Raw genomic sequence first — 24,026 nt, 5'->3', positions numbered from 1 at the left:
ATTCTCGTCTAAATACCCTTTGTGAGGCTTAACTAAATGAGTTTTTTGCCTTTTTCACGTCCAGCAATCGGGGATGAAGAAATTGCTGCCGTCACCGCAGTATTAAAATCCGGTTGGATCACCACCGGTCCGAAAAATCATGAACTGGAACAACTTTTTTGCCAGATGTATGGCTGTAAACATGCCATCGCCGTTTCTTCTGCGACCGCAGGCATGCATGTAGCCCTGATGGCGTTGGGGATCGGCCCGGGTGACGAAGTGATCACGCCTTCCCAGACCTGGGTCTCCACGGTCAACATGATTACCTTACTGGGTGCGACCCCGATCTTTGTCGATGTCGATCGCAATACCCTGATGACCAATGCCCGTCTGATTGCCGATGTCATTACCCCCAGAACCAAAGCAATTATTCCGGTGCATTATGCCGGTGCACCCGCAGATTTAGATCCTATCTATGAACTGGCCGCGCAACACCAGATCGCCATTATTGAAGATGCGGCGCATGCCGTGGGAACGCAATATCGTGGTCGTTGGATTGGTGCGAAAGGAACCGCCGTCTTCTCTTTCCATGCCATTAAAAACGTGACCTGTGCTGAAGGCGGCTTAGTCACCACCGATGATGATGACTTTGCAGCCAAAGTCCGCATGCTGAAATTCCATGGGCTCGGTGTGGATGCCTTTGATCGCCAGATGCAAGGACGTAAACCTCAGGCGGAAGTGATCACTCCCGGCTATAAATATAATCTGCCGGATATCAATGCCGCGATAGCCGTCGTTCAGCTACACCGCATCAATGAACTCAATGCCCGTCGTGCCGAGCTGGTTGCCCGTTATCGTGCCGCGTTGGCGGATTCGCCGTTGCTGCCACTGAGTGTGCCTGATTATCCGCATTTACACGCCAATCATCTGTTCATGGTGCGGGTGGATCCGGCCCGTTGCGGTATCGACCGCGATACCTTCATGCAACGCCTGCAAGCCATGGAAATTGGCACCGGATTGCATTTCCGTGCTGCCCATACGCAAAAATATTATCGAGAGAAATTCCCGCTGGTCTTTCTGCCTGACACCGAATGGAATTCTGATCGGTTATGCACACTGCCTATGTTCCCTGATATGACCGATGACGATTTCAATCGGGTTATTCAGGCGATTCATGCTGTTCTGGAGTCTGTTAATGTCTGAGTTTAATTTAGTTTCTGTCGTTATCCCTGTTTATAACGAAGAAGCCAGTTTGCCGGAATTACTGCGTCGGACCACCGCCGCCTGTGAAAAAATCGGCACCGCCTATGAGATTGTGCTGGTCGATGACGGCAGCCGTGACCGCTCTGCCGAGATGCTGACTGCGGCCGCCAATGAAGCCGACAGCAAAATTGTCGCGGTGATCCTGAACCGTAACTATGGTCAGCATGCGGCTGTGATGGCTGGCTTTGAAACAGCCCGCGGTGATCTGGTGATCACGCTGGATGCTGACCTGCAGAATCCGCCGGAAGAGATCCCGCGTCTGGTAATTACTGCGGCCGAAGGCTATGACGTCGTTGGTACTATCCGTACCAACCGTCAGGACAGCTTCTTCCGCAAGAGTGCATCGAAAGTGATTAACCGGATGGTAAAACAAGCCACCGGACAAGACATGAGTGATTACGGTTGTATGCTACGCGCCTATCGCCGTTCCATCATCGATGCCATGTTACAATGTCAGGAACGCAGCACCTTCATTCCGATCCTCGCCAACTCATTTGCCCGCAATACCATCGAACTGCCGGTACTGCATGCCGAACGGGAACATGGTGAATCCAAATATGACCTGCTAAAGCTGATCAATCTGATGTTTGATCTGGTCACCAGCATGACCACAGCCCCATTGCGTCTGCTCAGTTTTGTCGGTGGCGTCATTGCCGGCTCCGGTTTCGCCTTGGCCGTGATGTTGCTGTTGTTACGCTTTGCACTTGGTGCAACCTGGGCCGCAAATGGAGTATTCACCCTGTTTGCGTTACTGTTCATTTTTATCGGTGCCCAGTTTGTCGGGATGGGCTTGCTCGGTGAATACATCGGGCGCATCTACACGGATGTCCGTGCCCGCCCCCGTTATTTTATTCAGACGGTTGTCCGTCAAATTTCTGAATCATCCTCTGTGGAGAAAAATTAATGAAAGCTGTTGTCTTTGCCTATCATGATATTGGTTGCGCTGGTATTAAATCCCTGATTGATGCGGGCTACGAAATTCAGGCAGTCTTTACCCATGTGGATGACCAGAATGAAAACACCTTCTTCGGCTCTGTTGCTCAGATCTGTGCCGAACACGATTTGCCTGTATTCGCACCGGAAGATGTCAACCACCCGCTGTGGGTTGAACGCATTCAGAAGCTGGCCCCAGATGTCATTTTCTCTTTCTACTACCGTCACCTGTTAAGCCAGCCAATTCTGGATATCCCACAGGTTGGCGCATTCAATCTGCATGGTTCCCTGTTGCCACGCTACCGTGGCCGCGCACCAGCCAACTGGGTGCTGGTCAACGGTGAAAGCGAAACCGGTGTAACACTGCATAAGATGGTGACCCAGCCTGACGCTGGCGATATCGTCGCACAGCAGGTCGTTGCTATCAGCAACGAAGATACCGCGCTGACCCTGCACGGCAAACTGAAAGCCGCCGCTGAACAACTGCTGGCCGCCACACTGCCACAGATGAAAGCCGGTAACATCACCCTGACACCACAAGATGAAGCCAAAGCCAGCTACTTCGGCCGCCGCACTCCAGCAGATGGCGAAATTCACTGGCATAAACCGGCTCAGGAAATTTACAACCTGGTGCGTGCAGTGACGCGTCCTTATCCTGGCGCCTTTACCTTTGCCGGTGATCGTAAACTGCTGGTTTGGCAGGCGGCTGTAGTTCCGGCGCGCGGTGGTAATCACACCCCTGGCACTATCGTTTCCATCGATCCGCTGCAAGTTGCTTGTGGTAAAGACATTCTGGAAATCACTTCCGGCCAGTCAGAACAAGGTCTGTATGTTCGCGGTAGCCAGCTGGCACGTGAACTGGGTCTGACCGAAGGTTCATCTCTGGGCCCTAAAGTTTCCAGCAGCCTGCAAGCTCTGCGTCGTACCCGCGTGCTGATCCTGGGTGTGAACGGCTTTATCGGTAACCACCTGACTGAGCGCCTGCTGGAAGATGACAAATATGAAGTCTTCGGTATGGACATCGGTTCTGATGCTATCACCCGCTTCATCGGCAATCCGCACTTCCATTTTGTGGAAGGGGATATCAGCATCCACACCGAATGGCTGGAATACCACATCAAGAAATGTGACGTGATCCTGCCGCTGGTCGCGATTGCCACGCCTATCGAATATACCCGTAACCCGCTGCGAGTGTTCGAACTCGACTTCGAAGAAAACCTGAAGATCGTGCGTTACTGCGTGAAATACAACAAACGCATCATCTTCCCGTCGACTTCTGAAGTATACGGTATGTGTGATGATCAGAGCTTCGATGAAGACAACTCACGTCTGATCGTTGGCCCAATCAACAAACAACGTTGGATCTACTCTGTCTCCAAGCAGTTGCTGGATCGCGTGATCTGGGCTTACGGCCAGAAAGACGGCCTGAAATTTACCCTGTTCCGTCCGTTCAACTGGATGGGGCCACGTCTGGACTCTCTGAATTCAGCCCGTATTGGTAGCTCCCGTGCGATTACCCAGCTGATCCTGAACCTGGTTGAGGGTACACCAATCAAACTGGTTGACGGTGGTGCACAGAAACGCTGCTTCACTGATATCCGTGAAGGTATCGAAGCACTGTTCCGTATCATCGAAAACAAAGGCGGTCGTTGTGATGGTCAAATCATCAACATCGGTAACCCAGTGAACGAAGCCAGTATCCGTGAAATGGCGGAGATCCTGCTGGAGAAATTTGAAGCGCACCCGCTGCGCGCACATTTCCCAGCGTTTGCCGGCTTTAACGAAATTGAAAGCCATTCCTACTACGGTAATGGCTATCAGGACGTCTCTCACCGCCGTCCGAGCATCCGCAATGCACAACGTCTGATCGACTGGACGCCAACCATTCCAACTGAAGAAACCATCGAGAATACACTCGACTTCTTCCTGCGTGGTTGTGTAGCAGCGGAGTAAGCAATGCTGGACGTTGGTTTACGTATTGATGTCGACACCTTCCGGGGAACGCGTGATGGCGTTCCCCGCCTGCTTGAATTGCTGGATAAATATGGTGTCAAAGGCAGTTTCTTCTTTAGTGTCGGCCCGGACAATATGGGGCGACATCTATGGCGATTACTGAAACCACAGTTCCTGCTGAAGATGCTGCGTTCCAATGCAGCATCTTTATATGGCTGGGATATTTTGCTGGCCGGTACCGCCTGGCCCGGAAAACAGATTGGGAAGCATCTTGGTCACATCATGCGCGATACCGATCTGATGCAACACGAAATAGGATTACATGCCTGGGATCATCATGGCTGGCAAGCTCATGCCGGTGATTGGTCTGACGCGGCATTACAACACCAGATCAAACTGGGTGTCGATTCCCTCGAACAGATCCTGGGCCGGAAAATTGATTGTTCTGCCGTCGCTGGCTGGCGGGCTGATGAGCGCGTGGTTCAACTCAAACAGCCTTACCGTTTTCGCTACAACAGCGATTGCCGTGGCACCTCGATCTTTCGTCCCCAATTGGCCGATGGTTCGCTCGGCACACCGCAGATCCCGGTGACACTGCCTACGTTTGATGAGGTCATTGGCACCGAGATCACCACCCAAAACTTCAACCAGCACATCCTTTCCCTGTTACGTCCGAATGCACTGAATGTGTACACCATTCATGCCGAAGTGGAAGGCATTGTGATGTCATCTTTGTTTGAAGATCTGCTACAACGAGCACAGCAGGCCAACATTCGTTTTTGCCCGCTCGGCGAATTATTACCCGATCCAGCGACACTGCCAGCAGGAAAAGTACAACGCGCAGTAATTGACGGACGTGAAGGATGGCTTGGATGTCAACAATGAAAACTTTATCGCAAAAAACCGGGCTGTGGCTATTAACCCTCTTTTTTGTACTGGCTTATCTGTTGCCCATCAACAATCGCCTGTTATGGATCCCTGACGAATCGCGTTATGCCGAGATCAGTCGGGAAATGATCCAAAGTGGTGACTGGATTGTGCCGCATCTGCTGGGGCTACACTATTTTGAAAAACCCATTGCCGGTTACTGGCTCAACAGCATCAGTCAATTGTTGTTCGGTGAGACCCATTTTGCCGTGCGTTTTGCCTCAACTCTGTCAGCCGGGCTAACCGCGCTGCTGATCTTCTGGTTCAGCAACTGGTTATTCCAGAATTACAAGAAAGCTATCGCCGCTACCGCCTGCTATCTGTCGTTTATTCTGGTCTATGCCATCGGCACCTACAGCGTGCTCGACAGTATGGTGACCTTGTGGCTGAACCTGACACTGGTCTGCTTTTACGTCAGCCTGCAAGCGCGTCACTCGCGGACAAAACTGCTCGGTTATGCTCTGATGGGAGTGGCTGCCGGGTTAGGATTCCTGACGAAAGGGTTTATTTCGCTGGCAGTGCCGGTGATCGTAGCCCTGCCGTATCTGGTTTATCGCAAGCAACTGAATGAATTGCGTTATCTCTGGGTAGCATTACTGACTATGCTACTGGTCAGCCTGCCGTGGGCGATTGCCGTTCATTTACGGGCGCCGGATTACTGGCACTATTTCTTCTGGGTCGAACATATTCAGCGTTTTTCCGGCAACGATGCACAACATAAGGCACCCTTCTGGTATTACCTGCCTGTTTTGGTAGCAGGTTGTTTGCCTTGGCTGGGCGTGGTTCCGGCCGCATTGCGACAAACCTGGCAACAGAATCAGCTCCGCCCGGTCGTCGTATTTTTGCTGAGCTGGTGTCTGATCCCGTTTCTCTTTTTCAGTGCTGCAAAAGGCAAGCTGCCGACCTATATTCTGCCATGCTTTGCGCCACTCGCCATCCTGCTGGGTCATGGCATCATGGAACTGATCGAGCAGAAAAAATGGCAATCCATCCGCCTCAATAGCTGGATCAACATGCTGTTCGGTGGCCTGTTGGTACTGGCGCTTATTTTAGTCGGCTTAGGTTTGGTCGGGAAAAAAACCGTTTATACCACCGAAGATCATCTGGCATTAACACTGGCGATTTGCTGTTTTCTGGGGTGGTTACTGGCTGGCTGGTTCAGTTTACGGTATCCCGAAAAATCCCTGTTGCTGACGGCCTGCTGCCCTCTGGTGCTCGGATTATTACTTGGCTGGTCACTGCCCAGCACGCTGATCAACTCCAAACTGCCCGAAACCTTTATCTCCAAACATCTGCAAGAGTTGCATGATAGCCGTTTTGTATTCAGTAATGATGTCGGTTTGGCCGTCAGTTTGGGCTGGCAACTGCAGCGTGCCGATATTCGGCTTTTTGGTGCCGACGGCGAACTGGCTTATGGGCTGGCTGACTCTGCACAGAAAGATAAATATCTGAATGCAGAAAGCTTCGCACAGTGGCTGCCGCAAGCGCGTGAGCAGGGCAATGTGGCCGTGGTCACCCGAAATAAACCGGGGCTCATTCCAACGAAGCTGCCTCAGGCGGACGAAGTGATCCCGCAGCAAAATTTCACGCTGTTCTATTACCGACAAACCAAGCATGACTAGTTTACTCATCATTCTGGTCAGCCTGCTGACTTGTTGTGGACAGTTGTGCCAGAAACAAGCAGTCGAAAACTGGCGACACCAATCACTTAGCTGGCAAGCCAAGTTATTGGATCGCTGGTTGCTGGCAGGGATTGGTTCGCTCGGGCTCGGAATGGCGGTCTGGCTCATCGTACTGCAATATGTCCCGCTGAGCATCGCCTATCCCATGCTGAGTCTGAATTTTGTGCTGGTGACACTGGTGGCTCGCTTCTGGTTTGGCGAACAAACTCATTGGCGGGGCTGGGCCGGGATCGTCTGTATCATGCTCGGCGTCATACTTATGGGAGCCCATCAGTGACCTCTTCCCTGCGCGGATATGTTTTAGCAGCAGGCAGTGTCTTGCTGACCACAGCGGCCCAACTCACCATGAAATGGGGCATGACGCATCTGCCGCACTTCAGCCTTGACTGGTTTACCTCGTTGTCATTGCTGAGTCACACTAGTGCGTTATTCTTCGTGAGTTGTGGTGTGCTGGCTTACCTGCTTTCCATGATTTGCTGGTTACAGGCCTTGCATTATTTGCCGCTGAATAAGGCCTATCCACTCCTGAGTATCAGCTATGCGTTAGTCTATCTGGCGACCGCAATTTTACCCTGGTATCAGGAAACCTTTACCACGGCTAAGACCTTCGGCGTTCTCTTGATCACGCTCGGGGTCTGGCTCATTGTTTCTCGTCCATCTAATACATAACGGAAGTATTGAACATGGCTATTTCTCCCGCGACGGCGGCTGTTTGTACGGATCCCCATATTATCGATTTGGGCTTTGCGCACTTGACCTGGTTTCAAGTCACCATCTTAGGCATTGTGCAGGGCATCACGGAACTGCTGCCAATTAGCAGTACGGCGCACTTGCGTGTCGTCCCCGGTCTGCTGGGATGGCAAGATCCCGGTTCTGCGTTTTCTGCCGCAATGCAGTTGGCCAGCTTCTGTGCCGTCATTGCTTACTTCTTTAAAGACATTAAACAGATTCTGGTCAATGGTACGCGCGATGTCATCGGCAAACGCTATCAGACCACAGAATCCCAGATGCTACTGGGGATTATGGTAGGTACCGTGCCGCTGGTGATTGCAGGGGTTTCACTCAAGTCAGTCCTCAATGAGTGTAATTCTCCCCTGCGCAGCCTGATGGTGATCGGTATCGCCAGTGTGGTGATGTCGCTGTTGTTGGCATGGGCCGAAAGCTCAGCCCGCCATGACCGTACCTTTGGCCAGATCAAACTGCGCGATGGTATCCTGGTCGGTCTGGCACAGGCATTCGCCCTGATCCCTGGCGTATCCCGCTCTGGCTCCACACTGACGGCGGCTTTATTCTGTGGTCTGAATCGGGAAACCGCAGCCAAATTCTCCTTCCTGCTGGGTCTGCCTGCGATCACGCTGGCCGGCTTCCATGAAATTTGGGTACTGCATAAGGCAGGGTTGGATCTGGCTGGCTGGGAAACCTTGGGTATTGGTCTGGTCAGCGCCAGTATCACTGCCTTCCTGGCGATCTATGGTTTGCTGCATTATCTGGAAAAAAGCAGTACCTGGGTCTTTGTCTGGTACCGTTTTGTCTTGGGCTGTGGCCTGATCCTCGGTTCGGTGTTCGGCTATATCTGATCCTGACCATGCCATTCACGACCAGAGATCGCCCTGATCTCTGGTCAGTCCGACACTCAGTATCAGCTTCATCGCCGCACCTATTTTCTGTCACTGTCCCCGGTTTATTCGCCCCAAAGAATCTCACGTGAGCCTTAATACTTCATCATTCTGTCATTTTCGGTACTTACAGTGGCTTAATCTGTAATCACGGGGTGACGCATCCATGTCTAAGATATTGCAAGGTTCTTTCTCATTCAGCAAAAGTACACTGGCTCTAACTATCTCTGGTTTACTGGTTTTCGGCGGGCTTCATGCTCCGGCAGTACAAGCGAAAACAGCGCCGCACACGGCTAAAAAAGTCATCATTTTTGTCTGGGACGGTTTGCGTCCTGACTCGGTGACACCCGAAATTACGCCTAATCTGGCAAAACTGCAGAATCAGGATGGCGTCCATTTTGAAGATCATCATGCCGTATATCCGACATTTACCATGATGAACGCCGCCGCCTTCGCAACCGGCTCCTATCCTGGTCACCATGGCTTTTTTGGTAACACCGAATATCAGCCAGGCGTCACAGGGAAAAACGCCAAAGGTGCTACCGTTGATTTCAGTCAGCCATTTTTCACTGAAGATTATGCCATTCTGAAGGATCTGGATTCGTTCTATATGGGACGCGACAACGCCGATCTTTTCTTGGTTTCAACCCTGTTCCAGCAAGCGCATAAAGCCGGTCTGAAGACCGCCGTCGTTGGCAAATCCGGTCCGGCCTTCATTCAGGATTACAAACAGAATGGTAAATTCGGCGTCATTCTGGATGAGAATATGGCTTATCCACAAAGCTTTGCTGAACATTTACAGCAAGCCGGCTATGCACTGCCAGTGAATACCAGCAAAGCCTATGCAGAACATCCGCTGACACTGAACAAAGAAAATGGCGATCCGACTGCCAGCACGGCAAGCACCTTGCTGGATGACAAAGTGACGTCCGATCCGCGAACCACGATGCCATCGCCGCACAATGCCAAAAATGAATACATGATGAAGGTGTATCTGAGTGACATTCTGCCAACAACCAACCCGGATCTGTCGCTAATTTGGTTCCGTAATCCGGACAGCACCGAACACACCTACGGACCAGGTACACCAGCCTACAAAAATGCGCTGGAAGACCAAGACAAACTGCTGGGTGAACTGTTAGCTAAACTGGATGCGATGCATCTGCGCAACACCACCGATCTGATTATCGTGTCGGATCATGCACACAGCACCGTGGCGGGTGATCCGGCCAAATTCCCGTTACGCGCCCTGACCGGTTCGGCTGATGGCAAAGGTAGCGTAGACATGAAACAAACGGCGGATGCAACCCAGGGTTATTCCGTCTCTGGCGATGTACGTACCGCCGACCTCTTAACCAAAGCGGGTTTTGCGCATGTCTATGATGGTGCCGGCTGTCTTTATGATCCGGTCATGTCGGGCATCAAAGCCGATGGCACGCCGTTATATCCAACACTGGAGGATAAAGATGGCAAAGTCTGTGGTAAAGCCGGCATGAAATATACCTATGGTTCCTACTTGGTTCCGGAAAAACTGGCGGATGATTCGGTCATTATCGCGGCCAATGGCGGTTCCGATTACCTTTACGTGCCGAGCCATGATGCAAAAGAAGTCAGCAAACTGGTCAAAGCGTTGCAATCTCGTCCGCAATACGGCGCAGTCTTCGTACACAGTCGTTATGGTAACGTGCCGGGAACTCTGTCGCTGAAAAGCATCTTTAATGAATTACCAGCCAGCAGTTCACGTAAATCACCGCCGAACCCAGATATCATCGTCAGCTTCAACTTTGATGAAAATGCGGTAACAGCAGCCAATCAGGCGGTTCCAGGCACCGAATATGAAAGTGCACAGGGCAACCGCGGCATGCATGGCAGCTTCAGCCCGCGTGATGTGCATAATACCTTGATCGCCAGTGGTCCCGATTTCCGCCGGGGTTTCAGCGACCATTACCCAACCGGTAATGTCGATATTGCGCCCACCGCAGCACATTTGCTGGGCCTGACGATGCCAGAGGCGCAAGGACGTATCCTGCGTGAAGCCTTACAACATGAATTTAAAGCCGCGAATTATCAGATGAGCACTAAGATGACCAACAGCAGCCTGGTAAAGGAATTACCCATCTGCGACGTTCTCGACATCACCTGTGCAGCCCCTGTGACCGGCAGCTACCAATTTACCTTACAGCAGAAAGTGCTGACGGATAAACAAAGCCACCATGCTTATATTTATCTGGATCAGGCTAAAGCGGTTCGCCATGAGTAAGTTACTGAAATATAGATGGATGCCTGCAATGATTGCAGGCATTTTTTCCGCAGGTTCAGCCGTAGCGACCCCCGCATCCGACTGGACCAAACTGTTTCCACATGCTGCCCAGATCCCCTCGGTCACACTGCAGGCTGATTATTGGGATGAAGCCGGCAACAAGCATGAGTTACATCTGGAACGACATGGTTCACATTGGCTGCATCGGGTAACTGATCAGCAATTGGAGCTATTTGCCCAGCGCGAAAAGGATGGTCAAGTGCAGATCCGGCTTTTGGATCGACAACATAAAAAAGTGCTCGATGCCAAACGCTCCGGATTATATCAGGTGGGTATTTTTGAGGATTGGGATCAGTTAGCGACTCATCTGTCCCAACCCAAATCCCCTTTCCTGAGTGAAAAGGTGGCGCATCCGCAGCAAACCGCCGTGGCTTGCCATTGGTCACAAGTTCGGTTGCAAACGCCAGACTCACCCCGCTATCAGATTTGCTGGTCGCCCATGTTCAATAGCGTCATCCGTTTACGCAAACAGCAACCCTCCGGAACATGGGCTGACCTATTCAATGTCACGGCCCTGTCAGCGGTGACCACGACCGAAGCAAAGGATCGCTGGCCTGACGTACCGAACGATTATCAATATTCCAACATTGATGACGATTTGCAGGCTGATTAAGGCAAGTGAACAGAAAAGCAAAAACCCCGCCGAAGCGGGGTTTTCTAAATGTGGTCGGTGATAAAGGATTCGAACCTTTGACCCTCTGGTCCCAAACCAGATGCGCTACCGGGCTGCGCTAATCACCGAGGTTTGATTTATTCAGTAAAGATTGGTGCGAAAGGAGGGACTCGAACCCTCACACCCGAAGGCACTAACACCTGAAGCTAGCGCGTCTACCAATTCCGCCACCTTCGCATCGGGATATCTTTACTTTTAAATCTGGGGTGGCTAATGGGACTCGAACCCACGACAACTGGAATCACAATCCAGGGCTCTACCAACTGAGCTATAGCCACCACTGCTATCTTGGAACTGCTCGGTTGAATCTGAAGCACTTGGCGCGCCCGACAGGATTCGAACCTGAGACCTTTGGCTCCGGAGGCCAACGCTCTATCCAGCTGAGCTACGGGCGCCTTGTCCTCAAGACGGGGCGAATATTAAGGGCTGATGAAAAACATGTCCAGCAATTTTAATAAAAAAATGTACGGATGCTGCAACTCTGTTCAGTCAGAAACCAATCTGCGCAGTTATTGTTCATTTTTTATCATATCAGACTTGATCTGCATCAGGATCTCTTTAAACTTCGTTATGGAATGAACGTTCATTCATTTTTATGAGTGTGAATAATGTCGCAGGAAAAAAACGAAATCATCATGGCCCAGGCAGAGCAGTTGTTCATCGAACATGGCTTTCATGGTACCTCAATGCAAATGATTGCGAAGGCCGCCGGGATCGCGGCAGGAACGGTTTATCTGCATTTCCCGAGTAAAGAGGTTCTGATCCGGACGATTTATCGTCGGGCTGCCAGTGCCATGCTGGATTGTTTACTGGCCGGTCACGATGCGACACGAGCTCCTTTCGAACAATACCGCCATTTTTGGTTGAATGCCTATCACGGGCTGCGTGACAAACAAAATATGGTGCATTTCAAAGAATTGTATGAACGTTCCCCATTCTTTAATGATGACGATCGACTCTGGGCTGACCAACTCTGGCAACCGGTTGATGCGTTTTATCAACAAGGCATTGCCAGCGGCCTGTTCCGGAACATGCCGATCTGCATGTTGGGCTATCTAAGCATTGGCTCATTATTGAGTATTGCTCAAGCCCAACGTGTCAATCCCTTTGAAATGACTCCAGAACTGGAAGACCAACTGCTTCAGGCCGGTTGGCATGCCATTCTGGCCCAGTGAATGCCCTACCCTACAGCAAGATAAAGACAAAAACGGAGAGCAGAATGAAAAAATGGATAATCATCATGATATTGATCGTACTGTTGCTATTTGGCAGTGTGATTGGTTTCAATTTTTATAAGTTTGCTCAGATGGGTAAAGCCATGGCCAGCAAACCGGCACCGGTTTTCCCAGTCACCACGCTGACCGTCAAAGGCCACGATTGGTCACCGACGATTGAAGCTATCGGTTTTATCGAACCCAATCAGGGTCTGGATATCAGCACACAGGTTGCCGGTACCGTAGATAAACTGTCGTTTGAATCAGGTGAAAAGGTCAAAAAAGGCACGTTATTGCTGTCTCTGAATACCGATGTGGAACGTGCAAATCTGAAAAGTTCACTTGGGAAATTACCGGCGGCAAAAGCCAATTATGAGCGGATGCGCAGCCTGTATGGCAAAGGCGGTGTCTCTAAAGGAAATCTGGATGATGCCCAGGCGGAGTATCTTTCTTTGCAAGGGCAGATCGATTCCCTGCAGGCCACCATTGACCGCATGACGATCCGGGCCCCATTCAATGGGCAGGTCGGGTTACGGAATGTGTTTTTAGGGCAGTATCTAAAAGCAGGAGACAATATCGTCCGTCTGGAAGATACCTCGGTGATGAAGATCCGCTTCACGATCGCCCAGACTGATTTGTCCAAAGTGAAGGTCGGGCAGTCGATCAATATTTTTGTCGATGCGTATCCGCAGCGTCCTTTCACCGGCAAAATTGCGGCGATTGAACCCGCCGTCAAGCAATTATCCGGTGTCGTTGAGGTTCAGGCATCGATTCCGAATGCCGAAGGTTTATTGCGCTCCGGGATGTATGCCAAAGTCCAGGTGCTGTTACCTGTCATAAAAGATCAGATCATCATTCCGCAAACCGCCATTAATTTTACCCTTTACGGACAAACGGTTTATGTCGTCGAAAATGGTAAGAATATCAAAGGCCAGCCGGCAACCATTGCCAAACAGGTAGTGGTGAATGTCGGCGAGCGAAATGAAGATGTTGCCCATGTGCTGAGTGGTCTGAAAATCGGCGATATCGTGGTGACATCCGGTCAGATCCGTTTATCAAACGGCAGCCAGGTCAAGGCGGAGGAAGACAATACCCTCGCTAAACCGGCGACTTTGCCTGCACTGTAACGGGAGCTGCGCATGCGTTTTACCGATCTCTTTATCAGGCGGCCCGTGCTGGCCGTCACCATCAGCCTGATGATGGTACTCTTCGGGTTGGAAGCATTACGGGGGATGGCGGTTCGGGAATACCCGAAAGTCACCAATACCGTCATCACCGTTACTACCAACTATTATGGTGCCAGTGCCGATGTGATCCAGGGGTTTATTACACAACCCGTGGAACAAGCCATCGCACAGGCTGAAAATATTGACTACATGACCTCTCGTAGTCAGTTAGGCAGCTCCACCATCACGGTGAATATGCGCCTTAACACCAATCCGAATGCGGCCTTGGCTGATGTACTGGCCAAGGTGAACTCCGTCCGGTCACAACTGCCGAAAGAGGCGGAGGATCCCTCCATCACCTCTTCGACGGGCAGTAATACTTCGATCTTGTATATTGCCTTCTCCAGTGCGGCGCTGAACTCCTCTCAGCTTACCGATTATCTGGAGCGCGTGATCAAGCCGCAGCTGTTTACCGTCCCAGGTGTTGCGAAAGTGAACCTGTATGGCGGTACCCAGTTCGCGATGCGCATCTGGCTGGATCCGTTGAAGATGGGGGCTTATAACCTCTCCTCCTCGCAGGTCATGTCGGTCTTGCAGGCCAACAACTATCAGTCGGCACCGGGTCAGGCAACTGGCTATTTTGTGCTGTACAACGCCGAAGCGGATACCCAGATCAACAGTACCCAACAGCTGGAAGATCTGGTGGTCGCCAGCCATGATGGCGCCGTGATCCGGGTACGCGATATCGCCAAAGTGACGCTGGAGAAAAACCACGATATCTACCGCGCCCTGGCCAATGGTAAAGAAGCGGTGATCATTGGGGTTGACTCTTCACCGTCTGCCAACCCGCTGGATATTGCCGCGAATGTGCGCAAGCTGTTGCCGGATTTTGAGCACAACCTGCCCAATACCATGCAGATGAAACTGCTGTACGATTCTACCCAAGCGATCAATGAATCGATCCATGAGGTGTTAAAGACCATTGTAGAAGCGGCAGCTATCGTATTGGTGGTCATTGCACTGTTCCTCGGCTCGATGCGGGCGGTGGTGATCCCGATTGTGACGATCCCGCTATCCCTGATCGGGGTGGTCATGCTGATGCAGATGTTTGGCTTCTCAATCAACCTCATCACGCTGTTAGCCATGGTGCTGGCGATCGGTCTGGTGGTCGACGATGCGATCGTCGTGGTCGAGAACGTCGACCGGCATATCAAGGCGGGTGAAAGTCCGTTCCGGGCCGCCATCATCGGTACGCGGGAAATTGCCAATCCGGTCATAACCATGACCATTACGCTCGCGGCAGTTTATACGCCGATTGCGCTGATGGGCGGCGTCACCGGCTCGATCTTTAAGGAATTTGCGCTGACACTGGCGGGGGCCGTGTTCATCTCCGGTGTCATTGCACTGACCTTATCGCCGATGATGTGTTCGCAGATGCTGAAGGCGCATGTCAATCCAAACCGTTTTGAGAAAGCGGTCGAAAATACGCTGAACTCAATTACGGCGGCTTACAGTCGGATGCTGGATAAGGTGATGACCCGTCGTCCGGTCATTATTGCGTTTGGTCTGATCGTGTTAGCCGTCATGCCGTTACTGTTTAAGCTGATCCCGGCTGAACTGGCTCCTTCAGAAGACCGTGGCGCCTATCTGATGATGGCCAAGGCTCCGAATACCGCCAATCTGGACTATATCCAGAAGAACGTGGCCGAAGCGGGCAATCAACTGATGAAAGATCCGGCGATGTCGACCAATCTGGCGCTGGCTGGGATCCCCAACAGTAACCAGGGGCTGGCGATTGCGATCCTGAAACCGTGGAGTGAGCGTGACAAAGCGCCGGTCGTATTGCAACGCACCAACGCGGCTTTGCAAAGCATTCCGGGCGTGGCCATCAGTTCATTCCCATTCCCTGAATTGCCGGGAGCTGGCGGCGGATTACCGTTACAGTTGGTGATCACGACACCAAACGAATTCCGCAATCTGTTTGAAGTCGCCAGCGATGCATTGGCAAAAATCAAAACCAACCGTCAGTTCGTATATACCGATCTGGATCTGGCTTTTGATTCCGCCACGATGCACATCAAGATCAATCGGGATAAAGCCGGTGCTTATGGCGTCACCATGCAGGATATCGCTTCGACGCTGAGCGCCATGATGGGGGATGGTAACGTCAACCGTGTCTCGCTGAATGGCCGCAGTTATGAGGTGATCCCGCAGGTGGAACGTCAGTTCCGTCTCAACCCGGAATCACTCAAAAACTACTATGTGCTGTCCGCCAGCGGACAATCGATCCCGCTGAGCAATTTGGTGTCGGTTGAACTGAAAAGTGAGATCCGGGCCTTACCGCACTATAACCAGCTAAACGCAGCCACCATTGGGATTGTACCAATCATGCCGATGGGCGATGCGGTCAAATGGCTGGAAGAGAATGTGGTACCTGATTTCCCGCAAGGGTATCAGCACGACTATATGGGGGAAGCCCGTCAGTACGTGCAGGAAGGGAATGCGCTGATGTTCACGTTCCTGCTGGCATTGTGCGTGATCTTCCTGGTACTGGCTGCGCAGTTTGAAAGCTGGCGCGATCCGCTGGTGATCATGGTGTCGGTGCCGCTGGCTATCTGTGGTGCGCTGGTGGCGCTGGCCTGGGGATTATCGACGATGAATATCTATACCCAGGTGGGGATCATCACGCTAGTCGGGCTCATCAGTAAACACGGGATCCTGATCTGTGAGGTGGCCCGTGAACAGCAATTACTGAAAGGGCTGAACAAGATGGATGCGGTGAAAGTCGCAGCCCGCATTCGTATGCGCCCGATCCTGATGACGACCGCAGCCATGGTGTCCGGCTTGTTCCCGCTGCTGGGTGCGGTCGGCGCCGGAGCCCTGAGCCGGTTCAGTATCGGTATCGTGATCATTGCCGGTCTGAGCATCGGTACGCTGTTTACCCTGTTTGTACTGCCGGTGATTTATACCTTTATTGGTAAAAACCACAAGCCGCTGCAGGAGTTTGACGAAGCGGTTGCCCCGCTGGCGTTGCACGAAGAATAGCGCCAGATACTGCAGCAACTATAAAGCCCGTTGGTGATACCGACGGGCTTTTTGTTGAGTGGGCAAAGGCAGCAGACAGGCAATAAAACGGGAACACGCTGTGAACCCATCCCTGGGTGCTCGACGATGGCATCCCTGCCATCGACGGTTCCCTTATTTATTCCCTGCCCACCGCCACACATCAAATTAAATTTGACGACTATCTTTTATATTCCAGCGTCACCTGATAGCGATACGTTCCCGCCCCCAACTGATGATCGGGATGGACGCTCGGGCTCCAGGAGTCATCGCCGCCGATCCCCATATGGTAACCATCCAGATGCAGATAGACTCCCTTTTCCGGCTGTAGCTGATACTGATAGCGCGTCGCAGCCAGTTGTGTCGTGCTGTATGGGCTAACGCGGAAATGGAACAAGCCCTGAATCTTCAGCCTTCCCAGTTGCAAATAGCGCGTGTCACAACGCAGACCGTTTTCACAGGGGAAGATATAAGGTGTATGCATTTCAGCGAGCGGAAACTGCCAGTAACCGATATGGGCTGATGACTGGCGATCCGGATAATTTTCATGCGGACCACGCCCAAACCAGCTGACTTGCTCGGCGCCATCCGCCAGATGCAACACCATCCCGATCCGGGCCAATGAAGGTAACCCTTCCGCAACCTGCGTCGTGACCGTCAGCGTCAGTGCACCTTGTGCCGTAAACTGATATTGCCAGTCAGAACGCAGTAACAACCGGTCGTCGTGGTAATGCCCGCGTGCCACCTGGATCATCACGCCCTCAGCACCCGCATAAGCTGTCATCGCGAAGCAACGACTCTGCAACTGGTTTAAACCGGCCGCCTGCCAGCGGGCGATATAGGCATTAGGATCAACATGATCCGCCTCACTGGCGCCGATATCGTTATCAATGGGCGCCCTGATGAACTGTTCCTGCAATGGCGACAACAACAACGCCTGTCCATCCTGTTGCCAGTCACTTAACAGACCCGATGCTTTATCCAGCCACCAGCGTTGTGAACCGGCCGAGATCTGCCAGACATGCCCCATATCTTCCAGTAACGGCAATGCCTCAACCGTCGTTGCTGTCGTTGGCGCGGCCAATGCAACCGGCAACGGCCATTGCTCTTTCGCTACCGCAAAGCCAGCTTCCGTCCATGGCGTCTCATGTACTACATGCACCGACACATCCAGCCAGGCTTCAATGCCGGCCTCCAAATGAGGTAAATCCTGGCTTAGTGTCAGGATCACGCGCTCTTCCGGGCCAACTGATAGCGCGAATTCCCCAAAGGCTTTCAGCTCCCCCTGCTGCATGATTTGCCAGCGTAACTGCTCGTTATCACTGTGCCGGAACAGGTATTCGCTTTGCACCTCTATCGTCAGAGGAGTCACGCTCAGCAACTTAAATTGGAAGAACTGCTGGGCTTTCTGTACCTCATACAATGACGGATGGGGGGTGCGATCGGGGAAGAACACCCCGTTCAGGCAGAATTGGCGATCATTGGGCGTATCCCCAAAATCCCCGCCATAGGCCCAATAGGCTTGCCCATCAGCACTGATCCGGCGGATCCCCTGATCGACGAAATCCCAGATAAATCCGCCCTGCAGACGCGGATATTGCCGGAATGCCTGCCAGTAACGGGCAAAACCGCCGAGACTGTTGTTCATCGCATGCGCATATTCGCAGAGGATCAGCGGACGAGTCTCACCCGGCAGACCAATCCACTTCTTGATTGCCCATTTGGGCACCGCCGGGAAGGGCTGATCCTCATCGACGCGCGCATACATCGGGCAGACAATATCGGTGGCGGCGGTATTTGCGCCACCGCCTTCATACTGCACCGGACGGCTGGGATCGCGGGACTTGATCCAGCGATACATGCTGTCTTGTACCGCGCCATGTCCTGATTCATTTCCCAGTGACCAGATAATGATCGATGGGTGGTTAAAATCGCGTTGCACCATCCGGGTCACGCGCTCGGTGAAAGCGCCTGTCCAGCTGGGATCATCCGACAGACGGCTCATCGGCGTCATGCCGTGCGTTTCAATATTGGCCTCGTCAACCACATAAAGCCCCAGTCGGTCACACAACTGATACCAGTAAGGATGATTGGGGTAATGCGAGGTTCTGACGGCATTAAAGTTATAGCGCTTCATCAGCAGGACATCCTGCAGCATGTCTTCCGGACGTACTGCCTGACCTCGCTCTGGATGGAATTCATGCCGGTTCGCGCCACGGATCAGTACCGCCTTGCCATTGACCAGCAACAGGCCATTTTTAATCTCGACGCTGCGAAAGCCCACATCATAGGCTTCTGCCTCAACCAGTTCTCCGTCGCACGTCTCCAGTGCGACCACCAGCCGGTAAAGATTCGGGATTTCCGCTGACCACTGCCGCGGTTCCCTGACAGGCAGCGAGAGCAGCAGCCGATCATGATAGGCCCCTTTTTCATCGATGGCAGCGGTGCCAAGCGGCCGACGTTCGCATAACAGTGCGTCTTCGGCATCATATAACCAAACGCTAACCTGATGCCCGGCCACCTCACCGGCTACCTCGATCTGCAGATGCAACTGTGCATCCCGATAGCAGGCATCCAGCTCAGGACGAACGAGGATATTAGCCAGTCGGGTATCGGGTTTATGCAGTAACGACACATCGCGGAAAATACCGCTCATGCGCCACATATCCTGATCTTCCAGATAGTTGCCATCTGACCAGCGCAGCACCAACACCGCCAGACGGTTTGGCCCCGCCTGCAGGTAAGGCGTCAGATCGAATTCCGCCGGTAAACGACTATCCTGGGAATAACCAACCCACTGCCCGTTGCACCAGAGATAAAATGCGGAATTCACGCCGTCGAAAATGACGCGGGTCTGGCCTGAAGCCAACCACGCCGCATCGACCGTAAAGGTGGTGGAATAACACCCGGTTGGGTTTTCTTCCGGTACCGTTGGCGGTGTGCAGGGAAACGGATATTTGATGTTGGTGTAAATAGGGATGTCATAGCCCTGCATTTGCCAGTTTGCAGGAACGGGAATGGGTTGACTGTCGGTTAAATCGGCCTGTAACCAGCTTTCCGGCACCCGTTCCGGTGCGCTGAAATAACTGAATTGCCACTCGCCATTCAGGCTGACAAAAGAGGGGGAAGATTGTTCCTGCCGGGCGGCCTCAATATTACGCCAGCTGCGCTGCGGGGTATGCGCGGGCAGACGATGCAGAGAGGTTACCGCCGGATTTTGCCAGTCACGACGCGCCAGACACTGAGCCAGTTGCATAGAAACTCCTCTGATAAACATGCTGTTGTCCGCTGTCATCATAAAGAGCGTCAGATGTTCTGACTGTCCGCATCGGTTCAGGTCGTGACGGACATCATAGAATTTATGTAATCGTTTACATTTCACCTATAAAGCAAAGGGACATGTTTCATTCCCTTGCTTGTATCCCAAATCAGTTGGCAGGCAGATGCGATTCAATCAGCTGATGCCAAAGTGAAATCACCGCCGTGCGCTCGGCCTGTAGCTCTTGTCCATCAATGATCCGGATCAACCCCGACAGGGTACAGCGATGGGCGCGATCCCGAATGAGCAAATAGGCATTCTTCAGGGTGGTCGCTTCCGCTTCCGACAATAAGCCGGCCGCCACACAAGATTCAAAAATATGGACATTGTCTGACCAGTGTGTCAGCAGGGCCGGATGCTGTTCCGCATAGGCCAGCACCATGAACTGGGCGATAAATTCGATATCGATCATTCCACCCGCCCCTTGCTTGAGATCGAACTGCTCTGCCGTGCCACGCAGCAGATGCGTACGCATCTTGGCGCGCATATCGGCCACGGATTGTGCCAGCATGGCAATATCCCGGTGTTGGCTTAATACCGCAGCACGAACCCGTGCAAATTCTCGTAACAGCAGATCATCACCGTAGACAGCCCGGGCACGCACCAGCGCCTGATGTTCCCAGACCCAGGCATCGTGTTGCTGATAATGTTCAAAGGCCTTCAGCGAGGACACCAGCATGCCGGAAGCTCCCGATGGCCGCAGTTCCATATCAATTTCGTACAGGATGCCGGATGTTGTCCGGGTTTCGCTCAGATGAATGATCTTCTGAGCCAGACGGACATAAAACTGGCGCACACTGATCGGTTTGTCACCGTTGGTATAGCCATCGTCATGGTCACCGCCGTGAATGAACACCACATCCAGATCAGAACCATACCCCAGCTCGATGCCTCCCAGTTTGCCGTAGGCAATCACCGCAAAATTTTTCCCGCCATGCTGCACCGTTTGCGGCGGGACACCATGTTTACCGGTCAGTTGGTTCCAGGCCTGATTGATCACTTCTGACAGCAAGGCTTCTGCCAGCCAAGTCAGATGATCGCTGACCTTCATCAGCGGCAAGGCGCCCACAATATCGGCTGCGACAATTTTCAACAATTGGATCTGTTTGAACTGGCGCATCGCCTCCATCTGCTGCTCGACATCCTCTTCCGGCACTCGCAACAGATATTGCCGCAGTTCATCTCGATACTGCTCCAACGGTGTCGGATGATACAACTGCGCCGGGTCCAGCAATTCATCTAACAACACTGGGTAACGGGCCAGTTGTTCCGCCACCAGCGGTGTGGCCGCACACAGTTTCAATAACTGTTTCAACGCACCGGGATTTTCCGCCAGCAGTTGCAGATACGCCGAACGGGTCGCGATCTGCAACAGCACCTGCCGGATACGGATGAGGAGTGCAGTAGGCGCCTCGTCCTGAACCAGCAGATTCAATAAGCGGGGCATCAGCTTGGCTAACGCTTCTCGCCCCTGTGGGCCAATGGGACGATGTGCGCACTCGTCACGCAGCGCGACCAGTTCCGTGGCCAGCTTCTCCGCATCGGTGATCGCCTGTTGTTGCAAAAGTAATGTCAGATCCGCCGCCGACAAATGGCCATGCCAGACATCCTGCCACCACGCCGGAACATCCGATTCCTGCTCCTCCTGCTCACCAATGACCTCACGGAAGAGTTGGTTGACCTGAGCATGCACCTGCTGCAATTCGCGATTGAAATCTTCCCAGCTGGCATGTCCCATCGCCACGGCAACCCTCCAGCGGTCACGATCATTGTCGGGCAGCGTCTGCGTCTGCTGATCGGCGATTTCCTGCAGGATATTCTCTACCCGCCGCAGGTAATGATAGCCTTCGTGCAGCGTCTGATATTCTTCGGTACTGATCACCTGATAATCACGCAAGGCCGCCAGTGCCGCGGGCATATGCCGCACCTGTAGCCCCGGCTCCCGACCACCGCGGATCAGCTGATGCGCCTGCACGATAAATTCGACATCCCGAATACCCCCAGCACCCAGTTTGATGTCGTTTTTCAACCCCTTGCGCCGGATTTCAGCCACGATCATGCCCTTCATTTTGCGCAAGGCATCAATCGCGCCGAAGTCGACATAACGTCGGTAAATGAACGGCCTCAGCATCTGCATCAGATAACGGCTATCTGCGTTTTCCGGCCCCATGATCCGGGCCTTGACCATCGCATAGCGTTCCCAGTTGCGGCCATGCTGCTGGTAATAATCTTCCAGCGCCGCAAAACTCGCCACCAGCGGGCCGGAATCACCAAACGGACGCAGGCGCATATCCACTCGATACACCTGTCCGTCAACGGTTTGCTGATGCAATGCCTGGATCAGTTGCTGCCCCAGACGGGTAAAGAACGACTGGTTATCCAACTCCCGCCGGCCACCTTGCGTAAATCCCCGTTCGGGATAGGCAAAAATCAAATCGATATCGGAGGAAAAATTAAGCTCGCCGCCACCCAGTTTCCCCATACCAAAGATCAGCATGCGTTGCGGCTCATGGCTGTCGCGCCCAATCGGCGTACCCACCTCCCGGCACATCCGCGCATATAACCAGTCATAGGCGGCCATGATCAGGCTTTCCGCCAACACCGATAGATGGGTAAAACTCTCCTGAACCGTCGATAAACCGAGCAGCTCCCGCCAGGCAATCAGCACCATCTGTTGACGACGGAATTGGCGTAATACCCGTTTCAGTTGTTCTTCGTTCTCGATCTCAGCCAGTGCCTGCTGTAATAACGGCGCGTAACTGTCACTGCGTTCGGCCTGCAGATAATGTTCGTTGGTCAGCATTTCGGCCAGCATGGCGGGCGACTGAATACAGGCTTCGGCGACAAAATCAGATAAGGCCAGCAAGCGTAACAGCATCGGCTGATGAGCGAAAAACAAGGCTTGCTGCGTAGTATCAGCGCGTTCCAACAGCCGTTGCCACTGCCGGTTCGCCAATTCAGACAACAAGGCAGGTAAAGGAAGTACAGTCGATGAGGTCATGTTCAGACAATCCGTTTACGATCAATATCTAAAGCATAACAGCAGTGATGCAACTGCGGGATGTTGCGATACTTAATCTGTGATTTTCAGATATACATATGATTCAAGATTGGTCAGATAAGATATAAGCGACCGTCGGCGGCAGGGATGCCGCCGTTCGAGCCTACAGGGATGTATTTATGGCGTGTCAGCGTTCTGTTATCTGAACATCCGTGTTCTCGCCCTGACATGTGGCACAAATGCCCTGCAATTCGAGAAATTGCGGAATTAACGTGAAATGATACGCGGCGGCCTGTTGTTCCAGTTCCGCCACCAGTGAGTCAGCGATCGGCACTTCCTGCACCTGTCCGCACCGATGGCAAATCAACAATTGCGTGACATGTCCGCAGTGTTGATGATGGCAAACCATATATTTCTGGATCGACTGGATATAGTGCACCATCCCCGCCTCGACCAGAAACGCCAGTGCTCGATACACAGTCGGCGGCTGCCAGTGCACCTCTTTCTCACGCAACAGTTGTAGCACGTCATAAGCACTGACGGCCCGATCCGCCTGCAGCAATACATCCAGCACTAACCGGCGATTGGTGGTCAAGCCGGCCTGATTATGTTCACAGCGAGGCGATGCATGCTGCATGGGTTCAATACTCCTGAATAACCTGATCCCTATTAAGGATACCGAATCACTGCCGATTCAGCAGCAAAAAGTCTTATTGATAATACTTTTCATCCCGAATGTTATGTTATAACATCCGCAACAATCTGTAACCTCATGGTTCACTGCAATGTCTCATTCCCATCAAGCTTCATCGCCACGGCCAGCAGCCAGTCTATTCTGGTCCGTCGGGCAACGCCTGTTAGTTGCTGCTGTCATCTTATTGCCGATCTGGGCGCTCTTACTCTGGAGTATGCGTTAA

The 24,026-nt window shown here is 52.6% G+C and carries 17 protein-coding genes and 4 tRNA genes; 14 read left to right on the top strand and 7 right to left on the bottom strand.

Annotation, left to right across the window (positions count from 1 at the left end; all coding sequences use genetic code 11):
* Nucleotides 1–36 precede the first annotated feature (36 nt).
* The 10 genes from arnB (at nt 37) to H027_RS0109650 (ending at nt 11,286) form a co-directional block, all read left to right on the top strand.
* The gene (gene arnB, locus H027_RS0109695) at nt 37–1,182 is read left to right on the top strand and encodes a UDP-4-amino-4-deoxy-L-arabinose aminotransferase (protein ID WP_024872256.1); all 1,146 of its coding nucleotides are present in this window, start codon (nt 37–39) and stop codon (nt 1,180–1,182) included.
* Nucleotides 1,175–2,146: an undecaprenyl-phosphate 4-deoxy-4-formamido-L-arabinose transferase gene (gene arnC / locus H027_RS0109690; RefSeq protein ID WP_038149244.1), complete on the top strand. Its 972-nt coding sequence runs from the start codon at nt 1,175–1,177 to the stop codon at nt 2,144–2,146. The genes arnB and arnC overlap by 8 nt, the downstream gene beginning before the upstream one ends.
* Nucleotides 2,146–4,128 (top strand): bifunctional UDP-4-amino-4-deoxy-L-arabinose formyltransferase/UDP-glucuronic acid oxidase ArnA, encoded by a 1,983-nt coding sequence (gene arnA, locus H027_RS0109685; protein ID WP_024872254.1) that lies wholly within the window; start codon nt 2,146–2,148, stop codon nt 4,126–4,128. Before arnC ends, arnA begins: the two co-directional genes overlap by 1 nt.
* 3 nt (nt 4,129–4,131) lie before the next feature.
* Nucleotides 4,132–5,013 carry a 4-deoxy-4-formamido-L-arabinose-phosphoundecaprenol deformylase gene (gene arnD / locus H027_RS0109680; protein ID WP_024872253.1) on the top strand — a complete coding sequence of 294 codons (882 nt, stop codon included), beginning with the start codon at nt 4,132–4,134 and terminating at the stop codon, nt 5,011–5,013.
* Nucleotides 5,001–6,677, top strand: coding sequence for a lipid IV(A) 4-amino-4-deoxy-L-arabinosyltransferase (gene arnT, locus H027_RS0109675; protein ID WP_051448974.1), 1,677 nt, complete (start codon nt 5,001–5,003; stop codon nt 6,675–6,677). Before arnD ends, arnT begins: the two co-directional genes overlap by 13 nt.
* Complete coding sequence (arnE, locus tag H027_RS0109670) at nt 6,670–7,014, top strand: 4-amino-4-deoxy-L-arabinose-phosphoundecaprenol flippase subunit ArnE (protein ID WP_024872251.1); 345 nt, start codon at nt 6,670–6,672, stop codon at nt 7,012–7,014. Before arnT ends, arnE begins: the two co-directional genes overlap by 8 nt.
* A complete protein-coding gene (gene arnF / locus H027_RS0109665) occupies nt 7,011–7,406 on the top strand; it encodes a 4-amino-4-deoxy-L-arabinose-phosphoundecaprenol flippase subunit ArnF (RefSeq protein WP_237657940.1) in 396 nt (131 codons plus the stop codon). Before arnE ends, arnF begins: the two co-directional genes overlap by 4 nt.
* A 14-nt stretch (nt 7,407–7,420) precedes the next feature.
* A complete protein-coding gene (locus H027_RS0109660) occupies nt 7,421–8,314 on the top strand; it encodes an undecaprenyl-diphosphate phosphatase (protein ID WP_024872249.1) in 894 nt (297 codons plus the stop codon).
* A gap of 205 nt (nt 8,315–8,519) precedes the next feature.
* Nucleotides 8,520–10,613: an alkaline phosphatase family protein gene (locus H027_RS0109655; protein WP_024872248.1), complete on the top strand. Its 2,094-nt coding sequence runs from the start codon at nt 8,520–8,522 to the stop codon at nt 10,611–10,613.
* Nucleotides 10,606–11,286 carry a hypothetical protein gene (locus H027_RS0109650; protein WP_152536710.1) on the top strand — a complete coding sequence of 227 codons (681 nt, stop codon included), beginning with the start codon at nt 10,606–10,608 and terminating at the stop codon, nt 11,284–11,286. The genes H027_RS0109655 and H027_RS0109650 overlap by 8 nt, the downstream gene beginning before the upstream one ends.
* A gap of 51 nt (nt 11,287–11,337) precedes the next feature.
* Here H027_RS0109650 and H027_RS0109645 read toward each other — a convergent pair.
* The 4 genes from H027_RS0109645 to H027_RS0109630 form a co-directional block, all read right to left on the bottom strand.
* A tRNA-Pro gene (locus H027_RS0109645) sits at nt 11,338–11,414 on the bottom strand.
* A gap of 24 nt (nt 11,415–11,438) precedes the next feature.
* Nucleotides 11,439–11,523, bottom strand: a tRNA-Leu gene (locus H027_RS0109640).
* Between the two features lie 25 nt (nt 11,524–11,548).
* Nucleotides 11,549–11,624: transfer RNA gene (locus tag H027_RS0109635), tRNA-His, on the bottom strand.
* Between the two features lie 40 nt (nt 11,625–11,664).
* Nucleotides 11,665–11,741, bottom strand: a tRNA-Arg gene (locus H027_RS0109630).
* A 213-nt stretch (nt 11,742–11,954) separates the two neighbouring features.
* Here H027_RS0109630 and H027_RS0109625 point away from each other — a divergent pair.
* Genes H027_RS0109625 through H027_RS0109615 form a run of 3 tightly spaced genes read left to right on the top strand, consistent with a single transcriptional unit; the run spans nt 11,955 to nt 16,771 of the window.
* A complete protein-coding gene (locus H027_RS0109625; RefSeq protein ID WP_024872246.1) occupies nt 11,955–12,521 on the top strand; it encodes a TetR/AcrR family transcriptional regulator in 567 nt (188 codons plus the stop codon).
* 44 nt (nt 12,522–12,565) lie between these two features.
* On the top strand, nt 12,566–13,687 hold the full coding sequence (locus H027_RS0109620; protein WP_024872245.1) for an efflux RND transporter periplasmic adaptor subunit: 1,122 nt from the start codon (nt 12,566–12,568) through the stop codon (nt 13,685–13,687).
* 12 nt (nt 13,688–13,699) lie between these two features.
* Nucleotides 13,700–16,771, top strand: coding sequence for a multidrug efflux RND transporter permease subunit (locus H027_RS0109615; RefSeq protein ID WP_024872244.1), 3,072 nt, complete (start codon nt 13,700–13,702; stop codon nt 16,769–16,771).
* A gap of 199 nt (nt 16,772–16,970) precedes the next feature.
* Here H027_RS0109615 and H027_RS0109610 read toward each other — a convergent pair whose 3' ends face one another.
* From H027_RS0109610 to H027_RS0109600, 3 genes are all read right to left on the bottom strand, one after another.
* A complete protein-coding gene (locus H027_RS0109610; protein WP_152536709.1) occupies nt 16,971–20,045 on the bottom strand; it encodes a beta-galactosidase in 3,075 nt (1,024 codons plus the stop codon).
* A gap of 172 nt (nt 20,046–20,217) precedes the next feature.
* A complete protein-coding gene (gene glnE / locus H027_RS0109605) occupies nt 20,218–23,109 on the bottom strand; it encodes a bifunctional [glutamate--ammonia ligase]-adenylyl-L-tyrosine phosphorylase/[glutamate--ammonia-ligase] adenylyltransferase (RefSeq protein WP_024872242.1) in 2,892 nt (963 codons plus the stop codon).
* A gap of 187 nt (nt 23,110–23,296) precedes the next feature.
* Nucleotides 23,297–23,746: a Fur family transcriptional regulator gene (locus H027_RS0109600; RefSeq protein ID WP_024872241.1), complete on the bottom strand. Its 450-nt coding sequence runs from the start codon at nt 23,744–23,746 to the stop codon at nt 23,297–23,299.
* 148 nt (nt 23,747–23,894) lie between these two features.
* On the opposite strand from H027_RS0109600, the gene H027_RS19240 reads away from it, so the two are divergent.
* Complete coding sequence (locus H027_RS19240) at nt 23,895–24,026, top strand: hypothetical protein (RefSeq protein ID WP_272912538.1); 132 nt, start codon at nt 23,895–23,897, stop codon at nt 24,024–24,026.

Source organism: Tolumonas lignilytica, from assembly GCF_000527035.1.
GTDB lineage: Bacteria > Pseudomonadota > Gammaproteobacteria > Enterobacterales > Aeromonadaceae > Tolumonas > Tolumonas lignilytica.
Note: the sequence above shows the minus strand (reverse complement) of the source record. Positions and strands in the feature narration are given on the sequence as shown.

What these genes read in the sequence shown, in the direction of transcription:
- arnB (WP_024872256.1), top strand. Translation starts at nt 37, where the DNA reads ATGAGTTTTTTGCCTTTTTCACGTCCAGCAATCGGGGATGAAGAAATT.
- arnC (WP_038149244.1), top strand. Translation starts at nt 1,175, where the DNA reads ATGTCTGAGTTTAATTTAGTTTCTGTCGTTATCCCTGTTTATAACGAA.
- arnA (WP_024872254.1), top strand. Translation starts at nt 2,146, where the DNA reads ATGAAAGCTGTTGTCTTTGCCTATCATGATATTGGTTGCGCTGGTATT.
- arnD (WP_024872253.1), top strand. Translation starts at nt 4,132, where the DNA reads ATGCTGGACGTTGGTTTACGTATTGATGTCGACACCTTCCGGGGAACG.
- arnT (WP_051448974.1), top strand. Translation starts at nt 5,001, where the DNA reads ATGTCAACAATGAAAACTTTATCGCAAAAAACCGGGCTGTGGCTATTA.
- arnE (WP_024872251.1), top strand. Translation starts at nt 6,670, where the DNA reads ATGACTAGTTTACTCATCATTCTGGTCAGCCTGCTGACTTGTTGTGGA.
- H027_RS0109660 (WP_024872249.1), top strand. Translation starts at nt 7,421, where the DNA reads ATGGCTATTTCTCCCGCGACGGCGGCTGTTTGTACGGATCCCCATATT.
- H027_RS0109655 (WP_024872248.1), top strand. Translation starts at nt 8,520, where the DNA reads ATGTCTAAGATATTGCAAGGTTCTTTCTCATTCAGCAAAAGTACACTG.
- H027_RS0109650 (WP_152536710.1), top strand. Translation starts at nt 10,606, where the DNA reads ATGAGTAAGTTACTGAAATATAGATGGATGCCTGCAATGATTGCAGGC.
- H027_RS0109625 (WP_024872246.1), top strand. Translation starts at nt 11,955, where the DNA reads ATGTCGCAGGAAAAAAACGAAATCATCATGGCCCAGGCAGAGCAGTTG.
- H027_RS0109620 (WP_024872245.1), top strand. Translation starts at nt 12,566, where the DNA reads ATGAAAAAATGGATAATCATCATGATATTGATCGTACTGTTGCTATTT.
- H027_RS0109615 (WP_024872244.1), top strand. Translation starts at nt 13,700, where the DNA reads ATGCGTTTTACCGATCTCTTTATCAGGCGGCCCGTGCTGGCCGTCACC.
- H027_RS0109610 (WP_152536709.1), bottom strand. Translation starts at nt 20,045, where the DNA reads ATGCAACTGGCTCAGTGTCTGGCGCGTCGTGACTGGCAAAATCCGGCG.
- glnE (WP_024872242.1), bottom strand. Translation starts at nt 23,109, where the DNA reads ATGACCTCATCGACTGTACTTCCTTTACCTGCCTTGTTGTCTGAATTG.
- H027_RS0109600 (WP_024872241.1), bottom strand. Translation starts at nt 23,746, where the DNA reads ATGCAGCATGCATCGCCTCGCTGTGAACATAATCAGGCCGGCTTGACC.
- H027_RS19240 (WP_272912538.1), top strand. Translation starts at nt 23,895, where the DNA reads ATGTCTCATTCCCATCAAGCTTCATCGCCACGGCCAGCAGCCAGTCTA.